16 protein-coding genes are annotated in these 13,370 nt (G+C 64.4%); 6 read left to right on the top strand and 10 right to left on the bottom strand.

The genetic code is table 11. The features are described from left to right. Positions 1-17: 17 nt before the first annotated feature. The 3 genes from Q1V43_RS07310 to Q1V43_RS07300 all read right to left on the bottom strand — a co-directional run bounded on the left by Q1V43_RS07310 (position 18) and on the right by Q1V43_RS07300 (position 4,465). A complete protein-coding gene (locus Q1V43_RS07310; RefSeq protein WP_300515917.1) occupies positions 18-737 on the bottom strand; it encodes an NAD(P)-binding domain-containing protein in 720 nt (239 codons plus the stop codon). A gap of 1 nt (position 738) precedes the next feature. Further along, a complete protein-coding gene (locus tag Q1V43_RS07305; RefSeq protein WP_300515915.1) occupies positions 739-2,781 on the bottom strand; it encodes an NADH:flavin oxidoreductase in 2,043 nt (680 codons plus the stop codon). 118 nt (positions 2,782-2,899) lie between these two features. Then, on the bottom strand, positions 2,900-4,465 hold the full coding sequence (locus Q1V43_RS07300) for a trimethylamine methyltransferase family protein (protein WP_300515912.1): 1,566 nt from the start codon (positions 4,463-4,465) through the stop codon (positions 2,900-2,902). An 83-nt stretch (positions 4,466-4,548) separates the two neighbouring features. Here Q1V43_RS07300 and Q1V43_RS07295 point away from each other — a divergent pair, with 83 nt between their 5' ends. The 3 genes from Q1V43_RS07295 to rlmH all read left to right on the top strand — a co-directional run bounded on the left by Q1V43_RS07295 (position 4,549) and on the right by rlmH (position 6,299). Then, positions 4,549-5,205, top strand: a complete 657-nt coding sequence (locus Q1V43_RS07295) for a TetR/AcrR family transcriptional regulator (protein ID WP_300515907.1) — start codon at positions 4,549-4,551, stop codon at positions 5,203-5,205. A 182-nt stretch (positions 5,206-5,387) separates the two neighbouring features. Beyond that, positions 5,388-5,822 (top strand): ribosome silencing factor, encoded by a 435-nt coding sequence (gene rsfS, locus Q1V43_RS07290; protein WP_300515905.1) that lies wholly within the window; start codon positions 5,388-5,390, stop codon positions 5,820-5,822. Positions 5,823-5,828: 6 nt separating this feature from the next. Next, a complete protein-coding gene (gene rlmH, locus Q1V43_RS07285) occupies positions 5,829-6,299 on the top strand; it encodes a 23S rRNA (pseudouridine(1915)-N(3))-methyltransferase RlmH (protein ID WP_300515902.1) in 471 nt (156 codons plus the stop codon). Between the two features lie 5 nt (positions 6,300-6,304). On the opposite strand, the gene Q1V43_RS07280 is transcribed toward rlmH, so the two are convergent. From Q1V43_RS07280 to Q1V43_RS07270, 3 genes are read right to left on the bottom strand one after another with little or no spacing between them, the layout of a single operon-like run. Next, a complete protein-coding gene (locus Q1V43_RS07280; RefSeq protein ID WP_300515900.1) occupies positions 6,305-6,799 on the bottom strand; it encodes a pyridoxamine 5-phosphate oxidase in 495 nt (164 codons plus the stop codon). Positions 6,800-6,803: 4 nt separating this feature from the next. Beyond that, positions 6,804-7,787 (bottom strand): NAD(P)H-quinone oxidoreductase, encoded by a 984-nt coding sequence (locus Q1V43_RS07275; protein ID WP_300515998.1) that lies wholly within the window; start codon positions 7,785-7,787, stop codon positions 6,804-6,806. Between the two features lie 2 nt (positions 7,788-7,789). Continuing rightward, the gene (locus Q1V43_RS07270) at positions 7,790-8,470 is read right to left on the bottom strand and encodes a COQ9 family protein (RefSeq protein ID WP_300515897.1); all 681 of its coding nucleotides are present in this window, start codon (positions 8,468-8,470) and stop codon (positions 7,790-7,792) included. A gap of 110 nt (positions 8,471-8,580) precedes the next feature. On the opposite strand from Q1V43_RS07270, the gene rpsU reads away from it, so the two are divergent. From rpsU to Q1V43_RS07255, 3 genes are all read left to right on the top strand, one after another. Then, a complete protein-coding gene (gene rpsU / locus Q1V43_RS07265) occupies positions 8,581-8,787 on the top strand; it encodes a 30S ribosomal protein S21 (protein ID WP_018302784.1) in 207 nt (68 codons plus the stop codon). Positions 8,788-9,031: 244 nt separating this feature from the next. After that, on the top strand, positions 9,032-9,502 hold the full coding sequence (locus tag Q1V43_RS07260; RefSeq protein WP_300515885.1) for an aminoacyl-tRNA deacylase: 471 nt from the start codon (positions 9,032-9,034) through the stop codon (positions 9,500-9,502). Positions 9,503-9,559: 57 nt separating this feature from the next. Continuing rightward, the gene (locus Q1V43_RS07255; protein ID WP_300515882.1) at positions 9,560-9,886 is read left to right on the top strand and encodes a hypothetical protein; all 327 of its coding nucleotides are present in this window, start codon (positions 9,560-9,562) and stop codon (positions 9,884-9,886) included. A 163-nt stretch (positions 9,887-10,049) separates the two neighbouring features. Here the strand turns inward: Q1V43_RS07255 and Q1V43_RS07250 are convergent, their stop codons facing one another. From Q1V43_RS07250 to Q1V43_RS07235, 4 genes are read right to left on the bottom strand one after another with little or no spacing between them, the layout of a single operon-like run. Beyond that, on the bottom strand, positions 10,050-10,982 hold the full coding sequence (locus Q1V43_RS07250) for an alpha/beta hydrolase (protein WP_300515880.1): 933 nt from the start codon (positions 10,980-10,982) through the stop codon (positions 10,050-10,052). Next, positions 10,979-11,779 carry a phytanoyl-CoA dioxygenase family protein gene (locus Q1V43_RS07245; RefSeq protein WP_300515878.1) on the bottom strand — a complete coding sequence of 267 codons (801 nt, stop codon included), beginning with the start codon at positions 11,777-11,779 and terminating at the stop codon, positions 10,979-10,981. The genes Q1V43_RS07250 and Q1V43_RS07245 overlap by 4 nt, the downstream gene beginning before the upstream one ends. Beyond that, on the bottom strand, positions 11,776-12,690 hold the full coding sequence (locus tag Q1V43_RS07240) for an ornithine cyclodeaminase (protein WP_300515875.1): 915 nt from the start codon (positions 12,688-12,690) through the stop codon (positions 11,776-11,778). The genes Q1V43_RS07245 and Q1V43_RS07240 overlap by 4 nt, the downstream gene beginning before the upstream one ends. Beyond that, the gene (locus Q1V43_RS07235; protein ID WP_300515873.1) at positions 12,687-13,331 is read right to left on the bottom strand and encodes an HAD family phosphatase; all 645 of its coding nucleotides are present in this window, start codon (positions 13,329-13,331) and stop codon (positions 12,687-12,689) included. Before Q1V43_RS07235 ends, Q1V43_RS07240 begins: the two co-directional genes overlap by 4 nt. Positions 13,332-13,370: the final 39 nt, after the last annotated feature.

The following is a 13,370-nucleotide window of genomic DNA, read 5'->3' as shown; positions in this document are numbered from 1 at the left end:
CCTACGGGGGCATAGGGTCAGCCTTGGAGCTTGTCCAGCCCGTCGCGCAGCAGATGGTATCCCGGTTCCATGTGGTCGCGCAGGCGCTGGTTGTAGCCACCCGGCGTGTCGAGCGCGGCAAGGCTGTCGGCGAGCGAACCCGCCTTCATCGAATTGGCGATCAGCGTGGTCAGGAAGGCTTCGGCCCGGGTAGCGTCCCCGGTGCGCTCAGCAAGCCATTCCCCTGCCGTGGCCACCAGCTTCAACGCGGGGGACAGCGTGGCCTGGGCAGCCATGAAGGGGACCATCTGGGCGGGATCATCGAAGGCAATGACCAGGTTGCGTGCGCCGACCAGCGCCTGAACCGTGGGGGACGGCGGGCAGGAAAACACCGGTGAACCGCCGGTCGCGATGACCGGAAAGGGGATCAGCATCACCGGATTTTCGGCCGGGGCCACAAGTCGGGCCACATGGTCAAGCGGCAGGTCGCCCATCAACGAAACCACGATGTGATCGGGCCGGAAGGAAAGCGGCTCAAGCGCCGCGTCTGCCTGAGCCCCGGTGGTGCCGATCAGCACCACGTCGCAGGTATCCAGAACCGCTTGGTTTTCCGCGACACAGACATTTTCGAACTCCGCCGCCAGCGCCCGGGAATTTGCCGCCGAACGGGCGGAGACGGTGATCTGATGCCCGTCCCCCGCAATGCCGCGCACCACCGCCGTGGCAATGGTGCCGGTGCCGATCACGCCGATACGCATGTCAGATATCCTTTACAAGCCGCAGCGCATCATAGATCGCCGCATGGGTGTTGCGGGCGGATACGGCGTCGCCAATGCGGAAGAGCTGATAGCTGCCCTCCGGATTGCGCACCACGGTCTGTGGCCGTCCTTCAATCAGCGCGTCATGGTCGACGGCGCCTTGGTTGGACGCCCCTTCACGAAGCTCGAAATAGAGGTCATCCAGCGGCAGGGTGCCATAGTTCACCACGACCTGGTCATACACTTGCGTATGGGTATGGTCGGAATAGTCCGTGCCGATGGTGGCGACGAGTTTGTTGCCCTCGCGCGCCACGTCCAGCAGACGGCGCGTGACGGTGAAGGTCACATCCTTGTCCTGCAGCGCCCGCATGTAGGGCACCAGATTCATCGCCATGATGTCCGGGGCAAAGACGCGGTCAGGGGTCATGACCTCGACCTTGGACCCTGCTCCCGCTGCGATCTCAGCGGCCTGAAGCCCTGGGTGATCGCCGCTTTCGTCATAGATCAGCACATGTTCAGCCGGTTTCACGTCGCCCGAGATGATATCCCAGGAGGTTATCACATGCTGTGCCTCGCCATTCTCGAACAGTTCGGTATTGGGCAAGCCGCCGGTGGCGACGATCACCACGTCCGGGTTAAGCGCGGTCACGTCATCGGCCTCCGCCCAGGTGTTGAAACGAAACTCCACATCGCGCGCGGCGCATTGTGACATGCGCCAGTCGATGATCGAGATCATCTCGCGGCGGCGGGGCGATTGTGCGGTCAGCCGGACCTGGCCACCGGGATCGGGCTGGGCCTCGAAAACCACCACTTCATGCCCCCGCTCAGCGGCAACACGGGCGGCTTCCAGACCGCCAGGGCCTGCACCGATCACCACCACCTTCCTCTTCTCATCCGCCGGCGGGATGTCATGGGGCATGGTCAGCTCGCGCCCCGTTGCCGCGTTGTGCATGCACAGCGCATCGCCCGCCTGATAGATCCGATCCAGGCAATAGGTGGCACCGACGCAGGGGCGGATGTCCTCTTCGCGCCCTTCCTCGATCTTGCGCACGATATGCGGGTCGGCCATGTGCGCACGGGTCATGCCGACCATATCCAGCAGCCCCTCGGCCACCGCATGGCGGGCGGTGGCTACGTCGGGGATCTTGGCGGCGTGAAAGGTCGGCATGCCGGTGGCCTTCTTCACCGCACCCGCGAAATCCAGATGCGGCGCGTTGGCCATGCCCTGAACCGGGATCACGTCGGTCATCGCCGGGTCGGTGTGAATGCGCCCCTTGATCACGTTCAGGAAATCGACCTGCCCGATGGCGGCCAGCCGTTTCGAGATCTCGATGCCTTCCTCGGCCGTGATCCCACCCTTCTGCGCCTCGTCGGCCGTATAACGCAGCCCGACGATGAACTCGGACCCGACGCGTTTGCGAATGGCATCCAAAACATCCATCGGAAAGCGCAGTCGGTTTTCCAGCGTATCCGCCCCGTAGGGCCCGACAAGGTCATTGGTCAGCGGCGACCAGAACTGATCCAGCAGGTGGCCATAGACCTGCAGCTCGATCCCGTCCATGCCACCGGCCTGCATACGTTCCGCGGCATCGGCAAAATCACCGATGATCCGCTCGATATCCCAATCTTCGATCAGCTTCGGAAAGGCCCGGTGCGCCGGCTCGCGGTGCTTCGACGAGGACACGGAGGGCAGCCAGTTTCCCTTGTTCCATCCGGTGCGCCGCCCCAGGTGGGTCAACTGGATCATCACCGCGCAGCCATGTTCATGCACGCCGTCGGTCAGGCGTTGCACCCAGGGCACCACTTCGTCGCGATAGGCCAAGATATTGTTGAACACCGGCGGGCTGTCACGGGACACCGCCGCCGACCCCGCAGTCATGGTCATCGCCACGCCCGCCTTGGCACGCTCCACGTGATAGGCGGCATAGCGTTCCTTGGGCATCCCGTCCTCGGGATAGGCGGGCTCGTGACTGGTCGTCATGATCCGGTTCTTCAGCGTCAGGTGCTTCAGCTGAAAGGGTTGCAACAGGGGATCTTTGGACATGGCTACATCTCGCTGTTCGGGGCGAATTGCCCCTCTTTATCTTGCCGAAAATCTCCCGGGGGAGCGCGAGGGGGCAGCGCCCCCTCGCCCCGGCCGGACCGCACGGGCGGCCCGGAACTCAGTACCACATATCGTCCACAGACGATTTTTTGCGCGTGACGAAATCGCACAGCGCCTCGTCGACGGCTTCGTCCAGCGCCGGGGCCTCGTATTCCGCCAGAGCCTGTTTCCAGCGTTTGTTTGCACGCTCGGCCATCTCGACAGAGCCCTGTTCGTCCCAGCTTTCCCACGGCTGGTCATCGTTCAGCGCGCTATCGTAATAGGCGGTCTTGTAGTGGCGCATCGTGTGCTCGGTCGAGAACAGGTGCTCACCCGGTCCCTTCTCGGCCAAAGCCTCGAATCCCAGCGTGTCCTCGTTCACCTCGAACCCTTTCATATAGGCATGCAGCGCACCGCAGATGTCCGTGTCCATCATGAATTTCTCATAGGACATGGACAGCAGACCGTCGACAAAACCGGCCGAGTGCAACAGGAAGTTCGCGCCGCAGTGGATCGCCGACATCATCGACATCATCGACTGCTGCATCGCCTGCCCGTCCGGCGCCTTGGAGGTCGAGAAATTCCCGGCGCAGCGCAGCGGCAGTTTCAGACGGCGCGCCAACTGGCCATAGGCGAGCGACCCCAGAGCCGGCTCCGGCGTGCCGAAAGTGGGCGATCCCGAGCGCAGGGACATCGAGCTGATGAAGCTGGCCAGCACCGCTGGCGCGCCGGGGCGCACCAGCTGGGTCAGCGCGCAGGAGACCATGCTTTCCGCAAGACACTGCGCGACCGACCCGGCCACGGTCAGCGGCGACACCGCGCCACCCAGAAGGAACGGCAGATGGACGGACCCCTGCCCGGCTTCGGCATAGGCGCGGATCCCGGCGGTGGTCACACCGTCCAGCACCAGCGGCGATGTGGTGTTGAAGTTGCCCATGATGACGCAGTTCTGATCGGTGAATTCCGCGCCGAACAGGATGCGCGCCATCTCGATCGAATCCTCGGCCCGTTCCGGCGCCGTGATCGACCCCAGGAACGGCCGGTCGGAATATTTGATGTGGCTGTAGACCATGTCCAGGTGGCGCTTGTTCACCGCCACGTCGGTGGGTTCGCAGATCGTGCCGCCCGAATGGTGCAGCCAGGGCGAGCTCTGCGCCAGCTTGATCAGGTTCTGGAAATCTTCGATCGTGCCATAGCGGCGCCCCTTGTCCATGTCCATCACGAAGGGCGAGCCGTAGGACGGGGCAAAGACCGTATGCGGTCCGCCGATCTGCACCGTGTTCTTCGGGTTGCGCGCGTGCTGGGTAAAGACCTCGGGCGCGGTTTTCAGGATCTCGCGGATCATGCCGGGCGCGAATTTCAGGTTCCAGCGTTCCGGGTCCAGCTGCGTGACCTCGGCGCCGGCCTTGCGGAACAGCTCGACAGTGACCGGATCCTCACGGAATTCGATGCCGATCTCGGCCAGGATCCGTTCCGCCGTGGCCTCGATCCGATCCAGGCTTTCCTCGGACAGGATGTCATAGGTCGGAATGCCGCGCGTGATGTAGGGCACCTCCAGATGCGGGTTCTGACCGGGCTGGCCGGACCGGGCCTCTCCGCCGCGCGACCGCCTCCGCGTCTTGCGCACAACCGTTGCTTCGCTCATCGCTGTCTCCCTGACGATTCACTTGAGTTGACATAGCTGTCACCACAATTGACATACCTGTCAAGTTCTCTAAGAATGCGCCCATGGACCAAAAACGACATATCGCCGCCGCAAAACCAGCAACCCGGACCCGGGCCAGCGAGGATATGTGGCTGAACGCCGCCCATGAAGTGCTCTGCGAAAGCGGGGTGGAGGCGGTAAAGGTCATGCCCCTGGCCAAGCGGCTGGGACTGACACGCACGGGATTTTATTGGCATTTCAAGGATCGCGACGCGCTGCTCGAAGCCATGGTGGCCCGGTGGGAGGACAAGAACACCGGCAACCTCATTGCCCGCTGCGAGGCCTATGCGGAGACCATCTGCGAGGCGATGTTCAACCTGTTCGACTGCTGGCTGGATGCCAACCTGTTCGACGCGCGGCTGGACCTGGCGATTCGCAACTGGGCGCGCAATGATCCGGCATTGCAGGAAAGACTCGACCGCGCGGATGCCCGGCGGCGCAAGGCCATTACCGACATGTATCTGCGATTCGGGTTTTCCGATGCTCAGGCCACTGCACGGGCGATGACGGTGATCTATACTCAGGTCGGCTATATCTCGATGCAGATCGAGGAAGACCGCGCGGAACGTATCGCGCGCATGCCCGATTTCATCGAGGTCTATACCGACGCCCGCCCCAGCGATGCCGAAGAACGCCGCTTTCGCGCCCGCCACGACGTCTTGCAGGCCCGCGCCAGCTAACCTCCCCCCGCTCGGCACCGAGGTTTTCGGCAGGAATTCAGGGTCTTCCATGCGCACCAGATCAGCCAGCCGTGGCCGATTTGCCACCCCCTCGCAGCCTGGTGAACGCGCGAACCATTGAGATCGGCAAAACCCGGTGTTATTTTCAGGGTACGCCCAGCGCCGGGGCTGGACGGCGTGTAGTGAAGGAGGACTATGTCCTGTCTCATGTTACAAAGGCCGCCGATGACGCGGCCGACGCGGAGCCTTCCATGGTGACGGCATCCGATCTCACGGTAAGCAACGCCCTGCTTGACCGCATCCTCAAATCGCTTGACGAAGACAAGGCCGAAGACGTCGTGACAATCGACCTTTCGGGCAAGTCGGAAATGGCCGACCACATGGTGGTCTGCTCGGGCCGCAGCTCGCGCCAGGTGGCGGCAATCTCGGAAAAGCTGACGGATCGCATCAAGCAGGAGTTTGGCATCTTTTCGAAGATCGAGGGCAAGGACCAGGGCGACTGGGTGCTGATCGACACGGGCGACGTGATCGTCCATGTGTTCCGCCCGGAAGTGCGCGAGTTCTACCAGCTTGAAAAGATGTGGCTGGATCCGGGCGCCGCGCGCACCGGCAACTGAGCCGCGATGCGGATCCATATCTGCGCGGTGGGCCGCCTGCGGGCGGGCCCCGAACGTGAGCTGATCGACGACTATCTGACACGATTTGACCGCACCGGGCGGGCCTTGGGCCTGGGCCCGGCCAATGTGGTCGAGGTCGAGGACAAGAAAGGGGGCGGCATGGCCGCCGAAGCGGCTCTGCTGGAACGCTCCATTCCCAGGGGCGCGGTGATCTGCGCGCTGGACGAGCGCGGCAAGCTGATGTCCTCGCCGGATTTCGCCGCCCAACTGGGCCGTTGGCGTGATGACGGACGGGGGGACCTGGCCTTTGTCATCGGTGGGGCGGACGGGATCGACCCCAGCCTGCGGGGGCGGGCGGATGCGAAGTTGTCTTTCGGCAAGATGGTCTGGCCGCATATGCTGGCGCGGGTGATGCTGACCGAACAGCTTTACCGCGCCGCGTCGATCCTGGCGGGCAGCCCCTATCACCGGGTGTGATCGGTCTAACCCAGCCCCATATCGGTTGGGGCCAGCCTGAAGGCCTGGCCGAACCCTCCGTTCAGAAACCCGGCCTCCACCGCGAATCTCACGAAGCGGAAATCACCGAAATCGACATAGAGTTTCGCCTTGGGGTGCCGGGTCAGATAGTGGTCACGCAGGGCGCCATGGCTGGTTTCGCGTTCTGGAAACTCGGCCCGCGCGGTCAGGGTCAGGCGCGGGTGCACGAGGGGGTTTCCCTTTTCTCCGGGCTCCCCCACCAGCAACGAACAGGCCGGGTTCGCCTTCAGCGCCCTGCTGTGAAAAGCGATGTCCGAGATCAGGCTGACCGGATGCCCGTCCGGGTCCGTCGCCAGCGCAATGCGGGTGACGAAGGGCGCACGGGTATCGGGGTCCAGCACGCCCAGCGCGGCAAAGCCCGCCCCGTCGATCAGGCCGCGGGCCAGTGCCCGGGCCTCGTCGTCGGTGGGGCGGACCGGGCCTGTGTCCTTGTCGGACATCCCCTTACCCGACCTGCAGGACGATCTTGCCGATATGCTGGCTGGTCTCCATCCGGGCATGGGCCTTGGCGGCGTCGTCGAGGGCAAAGACCTGGTCCATCACCGGTGCCACCCGGCCCGCATCCAGCAGAGGCCAGACTTTCTCGGCCAGTTCTTCGGCGATACGCGCCTTGGCCAGGTCCGACTGCGGGCGCAGGGTGGACCCGGTCACGGTCAGGCGCTTGGCCATGATCAGGGCGAAGTTGACCTCGGCCTTGGGGCCCGAAAGGAAGGCGATGTGCACCATCCGGCCGTCCGGCGCCAGGCTCTTGATATTGCGTGCAATATAGTCGCCGCCGACCATATCGAGCACCAGGTTCGGCCCGCCTTCGGGCTTCATCACCGCGACGAAATCCTCCTCGCGGTAGTTGATCGCACGCTCGGCCCCCAGATCGCGGCAGACCTGGCACTTCTCTTCCGAGCCCGCGGTGGTGAAGACCCGTGCGCCGAAAGCATTGGCAAGCTGGATCGCGGTGGTGCCGATGCCGGACGAGCCGCCATGCACAAGAAAGCGTTCGCCCGCCTGCAGCCCGCCGCGCATGAAGACGTTGGACCAGACGGTGAAGAAGGTCTCGGGCAGGCAGGCGGCTTGTTTCATCCCCATGCCCTCGGGCACCCGCAGCGCGTGGGCGGCAGGTGTGGTGACATATTCCGCGTAACCGCCGCCGGGCAGCAGCGCACAGACCTTGTCGCCAAGGCTCCACTGCGTCACGCCCTCGCCCAAAGCGACCACCTCGCCCGAGGCTTCGAGCCCCGGCAGCGGGCTTGCCGTCGGCGGCGGCGCGTAGCTGCCCGCGCGTTGCAGCGCGTCGGGGCGGTTCACCCCGGCAAACGCCACCTTGATCAGGATGTCGCCGGGACCGGGCACGGGCACGGGCGCCTTGATCGGGCGCAGAACCTCGGGGCCGCCGGGTTCGGAAATCTCGACGGCACGCATGGTTGTGGGCAGGGTCATTGGTTTTCCTTCTGTTCCCAGTGTCCGGGGTAATTCGGGCGTGGGCTGCCGGGGGCCTTGATCGTCTCGAGGATCTTGCCCGGCCCCGCCATGAAGGCCCGGGCAAGCTTGCTGTCGCGCGCCTTGGCCTTGAATTTCTCGAAGCTCATTACATTGTCGATACGCCGGTCCAGAAAGGCCCAGGTCGCGGCATGGCCCTCGCTGTCATCGCCCAACCAGTAGAGCACGGTGGAACTGTAGACCGCCGACAACGTCGCCCGCTTGGTGTACCAGTTCACGTCGCGTGAACTGTCGCCCAGCGTGGTCCAGATCAGGTCACTGGTGCCCCACAGCGCCGCCGCCCCGTCGCTTGCATGCTGCGGCAGGGCAAAGAGCGTCATGCCGCGGCGCACCACCTCCCTGTCGGCCAGTTCGAGGCGCATGCGCACCCCGGCGGCAATCCGGTCGCGAAAGCGCATTTCGCCCAGGTCGGCCGCCTTCAGCCGCGCCACCATCTCCGCGTCGCCCTGCCTGTGAAAGGCCAGCGCCATATCCACCGCGCCGCGAGGATACATGCCCCGCGCCTCGTCTGCGCTGAGCCCGCAATCGGCGGCAGCCGCGTCGAAACATGCCGCGGTCCAGCCGTCGAAGGGCACATGCAGAAGGGCGGCGTTCAGAAGGTCTTGTGCTGTCGTCATGGGGGCGACTGTCGCACAGGGCGCAAAGCTGGACAAGCGGACAAAGGCCTGCTAAGGGAGGCGCTCCTGCAATTCTGCAAACTCCAACTTAGAAAGGTGGTGACAACCACATGCAGGTTTCGGTTCGCGATAACAACGTAGACCAGGCGCTTCGTGCGCTGAAGAAGAAACTTCAGCGTGAAGGTGTCTTCCGCGAGATGAAGCTTCGGCAGCATTTCGAGAAGCCCTCCGAGAAGAAAGCGCGCGAAAAGGCGGAAGCCATTCGCCGTCAGCGCAAGCTGGCTCGGAAGAAAGCGCAGCGTGAAGGCCTCCTCTGAGGTCTGACGCATCCGGCAGAGGGGTTCACCCCGAACGCCACGACGACCCCCGCGGCCCCGCCTCGGGGGTTTGTTGTTTTAAGGGGGGCAATTCCCCCCAATTTGCCCGACTCACCCCATATGGGGCACACTGGAGGCACAGCACTGACGGCGCCCCGGGCGCCCGGTGACAGGATCGACGCAGCACAGACAGAGGCCAGACACTGGACACACCTTGGGCGCCTTCGCGAATACGGAGGACACCATGGCTTTATCCGCACGCCTTGAAAACCACCTGAGCGCCCGCGAGATCCCCTACTCGACGCTCAAACACCCGTTCAGCGTCACCACCGCCGAATGCGCCGAGGCCGCCCATATCCCGGGCGATCACCTGGCGAAATCGGTCCTGATCCACATGGAGGAAGGCCCGATGCTGGCGGTCGTGCCCAGCAACCACCAGGTCGACCTGCACGCGCTGCAGAACATGATGCACCGCCGCCTGGGACTCGCCGGAGAAGAGGAAGTACGCGAGCTCTTCGACGATTGCGACCTTGGCGCAGCCCCGCCTGTCGGCGAGGCCTATGACGTGCCGACTGTGGTCGATGACAGCCTTACCGGGCTCGACAAAGTCTGGTTCGAAGGCGGCGACCACCGCACCCTTGTCGAGATGCGGGGGCGCGACTTCGACCGCTTGATGAAACGGGCCAAACACGGCTCGTTCTGCTGCATGCACTGACACTTTCCCCGCCGGCCGCCTGACTGCCGGCGGGGCAACCCAGAAGGAGGAATATGAATGAAACCGGTTGTTCTGTTGGTCGGGCGCCTGCCGGACGTGATCAGCAACGTGGCGCGCCAGCTCGAGGATCTGCCGATCCAGTGGCTCGGCGCCCACGACCGCGAGGAAGTGATCCGTCAGCTCGAGGCCGAACCCGGCATCAGCGCGGTGGTGATCGGCGCCGGGCTGGACGATACCATCCGCGGCGATCTGATCGGCGTCATAGCCGCGCGCCGCCCGGATGTCTGCATTCACCTCAAGGACCGTGCCTCGGGTGCGCCGGGCATGGCCCCGTTTGTGCGCCGCGTGGTTGAAATGGAGGTGCTGGAGAAGGCACGGGTTTGAACACACAGGCCAGCGCACCCCGCGCCATTCCCTCTTTTCCTTGCTGAAAATATCCCGGGGTGAGGCCGCCAGGCCGAGGGGCAGCGCCCCTCCAGGCTCACGAAGTGAGCCACGCCCAACCCCTGACAAGCCGAAGGCGCGGGAAGGGGGCAGGAGCGCGCCCTCAAACCTCGCGCAGGTTTTCCTGTACGGCGGCAATGATCTCCTGCGGGTGCGTGTAGCCAATGCCGTGGCCCGCGCCGGGCACTTCCAGCTTCCAGGCGTCGCGATTCCACACGGTCAGCTTGCCGATGGCGCTGGCGGGGATCACGTCATCCTCGGCGCCCCAGATCGAGACAACGGCCACATACATCCTGGACAGCTCGCGGTGTTCCGCCTCCAATTCTTCGCACAACATATGGCGCTCGCTGGACAGGATCGACCGCAGGTAGCCCCTGGTACGAAGGTCGGCTGCAATTCGGTCGGGCAGGTCGGGGATTACCGTCGCCCCATCCGCATCCGCCCGCGCGCCACGCTTCAGAAGCAGCCCGCCAAAGCACATCCACAGCCAGGTGCCGAACCGCCCTGAGATGCGCGCCTGCTTCAGCAGCGGATGGGGCGTGTAATCCATTCCGGCCGGGGCCAGCAGAAACAGCCGGTCCACCCGCTCGGGGTGTTTCGCGGCAAAACAGGTCGAAATCGACCCGCCCATGGAATAGCCGAACAGGCAAATCTCCCTGTCCTCGGGAATGCCAAGAGCCGCCAGCAGCTCCTCGAGCTGCCCGAGGAAGAAATCCCTGTCCTGTATCCCGGCGGGACGGTCGGAGTATCCCCGCCCGTAGAGGTCATAGGTCAGGATGCGAAATCCCATCAGGCCGAGCCCGTGAAAGAGGCCGGAAAACACCCAGCTGGCCGAACTCAGCCCATGCACCATCACGATCACCGGCCCGTCGACATGGCCGTGCCACTGGTAATGGGTCACGCCGCGCGACAGGGTCACGAACTCACCCGGCGCATCGCGGCGCGCGGCCGCGTCCATCGGGCGGCGGGTGCGCTCGATCAGCCAGGGAGCGGCGATAAGCAGCGCCAGGAGGAGAAGGAAAACATAGCCGATCAAGCCGCTCTCCACAGCACCGGGAACCAGTCCTCGCGCAGGCGCTGGCCGGTCTCCATCCCGTGGCCCGGGAAGGGCGGCGATGTGCGGCCGGGGCGCTCGATGTATCGCGCGTCGTCGCCCATCCAGCGCAGAGACAGTGCCCGGCGGCGGGTATCGGCAAAGTTGCCACGCGCGCCATGCACGGTGCGATAGTCGAAAACCACCACGTCACCCGGCTCCATCGGCCATTCCAGCACCGTCATGTCACCGGGGTTGGCATCCGGGTCCGGCACCGCAATCCAGTCCTGCCCGGCGTCATAGAAGTCACTGTCATCCGCCCAGCTGACCGGGCGCACCATGCGCTCCCATTTGTGACTTCCGGCAATGAAGCGCAGCGAATTCTCGCCAACCGGATCGAGCGGGATCCAGAAGCTTGCGGTCTGCTCGCCCTCGACGAAATAATAGGGCCCGTCCTGATGCCAGGGCGTGGGTTTCGGCGTGCCCGGCTCCTTCACCAGCACGTGGTCATGGAAAAACTGCGCGCGCGCGCTGCGCATGAGCCGCGCGGCGATCTCACCGGCCGGGCTTTCGCGGATCAGGTGCTCGTATTCAGGAATCCGGGTCCAGTTGACATAGTCGTCAAAGAAGCGCCCTTCGGTCACTGCGTTTTCCGACGCATATTCTCCCGGCGAGGCCAAGTTGCGCTCGACACCCGCGCGCATCACCTCGACCCAATCGGTCAGCGCGCCGGGGATCATCACAACGCCGTCGCGCTGGAAGTCCTCGATCATCCGATCTGTAATCCTGGGGGCGCTCATCTCATTCTCCACGCTTGCAGGATATAGGTGCTGGTCATCAGGTCCAGGTGGGCCCCGCCGCCGTTCTTGAACAGCGTAATGTCCTCGGGGTTGCGAGAAAAAGCTCCGCTCACCACGTCATAGTAATCGCCTGCCACATCATCGCGGGTAATGATCCCGCGCGCCAGCGGGTCCTTGAATTCACCGATATGGTCAAGCACCGTGTCGCGGCTGTCCATGAACAGGCGGGCCCGTTTCAGGACGTCGTCATCGGCCTCGCGCATGTCCGGGCGGTAGGCGCCGATCAGGTCGAGGTGCTGGCCGGGGCGCAGCCACTCACCCTTGAGGATCGGTTCGGTGGTCATGGTGGCGGAGGTCACGATGTCAGCCACGCGCACGGCGGCCTCCAGATCGGGTGCGACCTCGGTATCGGGGAAGTCGGCCGCTATCGCCTCGGCCCCGGCGGGGCTGCGGTTCCAGATCAGGAAGCGGGCAGCGGGGAAGGTCGCACCATAAGCCTCGCGCAATGCGCGCGCGACGGTGCCCGCGCCGACGATCAGGATAACCTCGCTGTCGGGGCGGGCCAGCAGGCGGGCCCCCAGAACACTGTCACCGGCGGTTTTCCACTTGGTCACAAGCAGGAAATCGACCAGCGCCTCCAGTTCGCCGGTCACATCATTGTAAAGGTTCACCGCCCCCTGGATGGACCCCAGGCCCCGCGCCACATTGCCCGGAACGATATTGGCGGTCTTTACCGCCGACCCAAGCCCGTCGATCCAGGCCGCACGGGACAGCATCGTGTCCTCACCACGATACAGGAATGTATCGCCGACCTCGGCCCTGGGCAGCTTGTGTCCGGCCAGAAAGGCGTCGCCCAGGGTGGACCAGTTCAGGTGTTCTTCGGCTTCGAACGGTACGATTTCGATGCTCACGGCTCGCCCTCCTCCAGCAATCCGGCGATGATCAGGCGCGCCACCCAGCCCTCGGGCGAGGTAAAGATATGCCCCTGCCAGCCGCGCGCCTCGGCCGCGGCGATGTTTTCGGCGCGGTCGTCGACAAACAGCAGGCGCTCAGGTGCGACGCCGCAGTCTCGTTCGACCATTTCATAGATGCGGGCCGAGGGTTTGGTGCACCCCATATGGCCCGAGATGTACCGACGGTCGAATTCGCTCAGAAAGTCCTCGCGGCTCTCGGAGAGCGCAAAGGAGCCGATGCCGAAATTCGACAGTACAAAGACCGGCACGCCCTTGGACCTGAGCACCCGCAGCGTGCGAACGGACAGGTCGATTACCGGTGTGGCCAGGTCCAGCCAGCGGTCATGCCACCAGCGGATTTCCTGTTCGAATTCCGGATACTCGGCGGCGGTGCCATAGATCGTCTCGCGAAAATCTCCACCGCGGTCGACCAGCTCGTTCATGTGATGCAGGTCCACGGTCGCGAACATTTCGCGGCGGCGTTCCTCGCCGATCCAGCGGTCGTAATGTTGCTCGGGCTGCCAGGTGATCAGCACGTTGCCGATGTCGAAGATCACCGCCTCGGGTCTGGGAAGGGCCCTGGAATTCGTCTGTGTCATGGCGCGACCCTAGCGCGGGATTTGACCAAGGGGAATGTG

Origin of the sequence: Aliiroseovarius sp., from assembly GCF_030148435.1 — a bacterium.
Lineage (GTDB): Bacteria > Pseudomonadota > Alphaproteobacteria > Rhodobacterales > Rhodobacteraceae > JASBTN01.
This window is presented reverse-complemented; position numbering and strand designations above follow the sequence as displayed.

Bases quoted from the DNA above. Each gene is read 5' to 3' on its own strand.
- Q1V43_RS07280 (WP_300515900.1), bottom strand. From the start codon at position 6,799: ATGTCCGACAAGGACACAGGCCCGGTCCGCCCCACCGACGACGAGGCC.
- rlmH (WP_300515902.1), top strand. From the start codon at position 5,829: ATGCGGATCCATATCTGCGCGGTGGGCCGCCTGCGGGCGGGCCCCGAA.
- Q1V43_RS07305 (WP_300515915.1), bottom strand. From the start codon at position 2,781: ATGTCCAAAGATCCCCTGTTGCAACCCTTTCAGCTGAAGCACCTGACG.
- Q1V43_RS07235 (WP_300515873.1), bottom strand. From the start codon at position 13,331: ATGACACAGACGAATTCCAGGGCCCTTCCCAGACCCGAGGCGGTGATC.
- Q1V43_RS07245 (WP_300515878.1), bottom strand. From the start codon at position 11,779: ATGAGCGCCCCCAGGATTACAGATCGGATGATCGAGGACTTCCAGCGC.
- Q1V43_RS07260 (WP_300515885.1), top strand. From the start codon at position 9,032: ATGGCTTTATCCGCACGCCTTGAAAACCACCTGAGCGCCCGCGAGATC.
- rpsU (WP_018302784.1), top strand. From the start codon at position 8,581: ATGCAGGTTTCGGTTCGCGATAACAACGTAGACCAGGCGCTTCGTGCG.
- Q1V43_RS07270 (WP_300515897.1), bottom strand. From the start codon at position 8,470: ATGACGACAGCACAAGACCTTCTGAACGCCGCCCTTCTGCATGTGCCC.
- Q1V43_RS07300 (WP_300515912.1), bottom strand. From the start codon at position 4,465: ATGAGCGAAGCAACGGTTGTGCGCAAGACGCGGAGGCGGTCGCGCGGC.
- Q1V43_RS07295 (WP_300515907.1), top strand. From the start codon at position 4,549: ATGGACCAAAAACGACATATCGCCGCCGCAAAACCAGCAACCCGGACC.
- Q1V43_RS07310 (WP_300515917.1), bottom strand. From the start codon at position 737: ATGCGTATCGGCGTGATCGGCACCGGCACCATTGCCACGGCGGTGGTG.
- Q1V43_RS07255 (WP_300515882.1), top strand. From the start codon at position 9,560: ATGAAACCGGTTGTTCTGTTGGTCGGGCGCCTGCCGGACGTGATCAGC.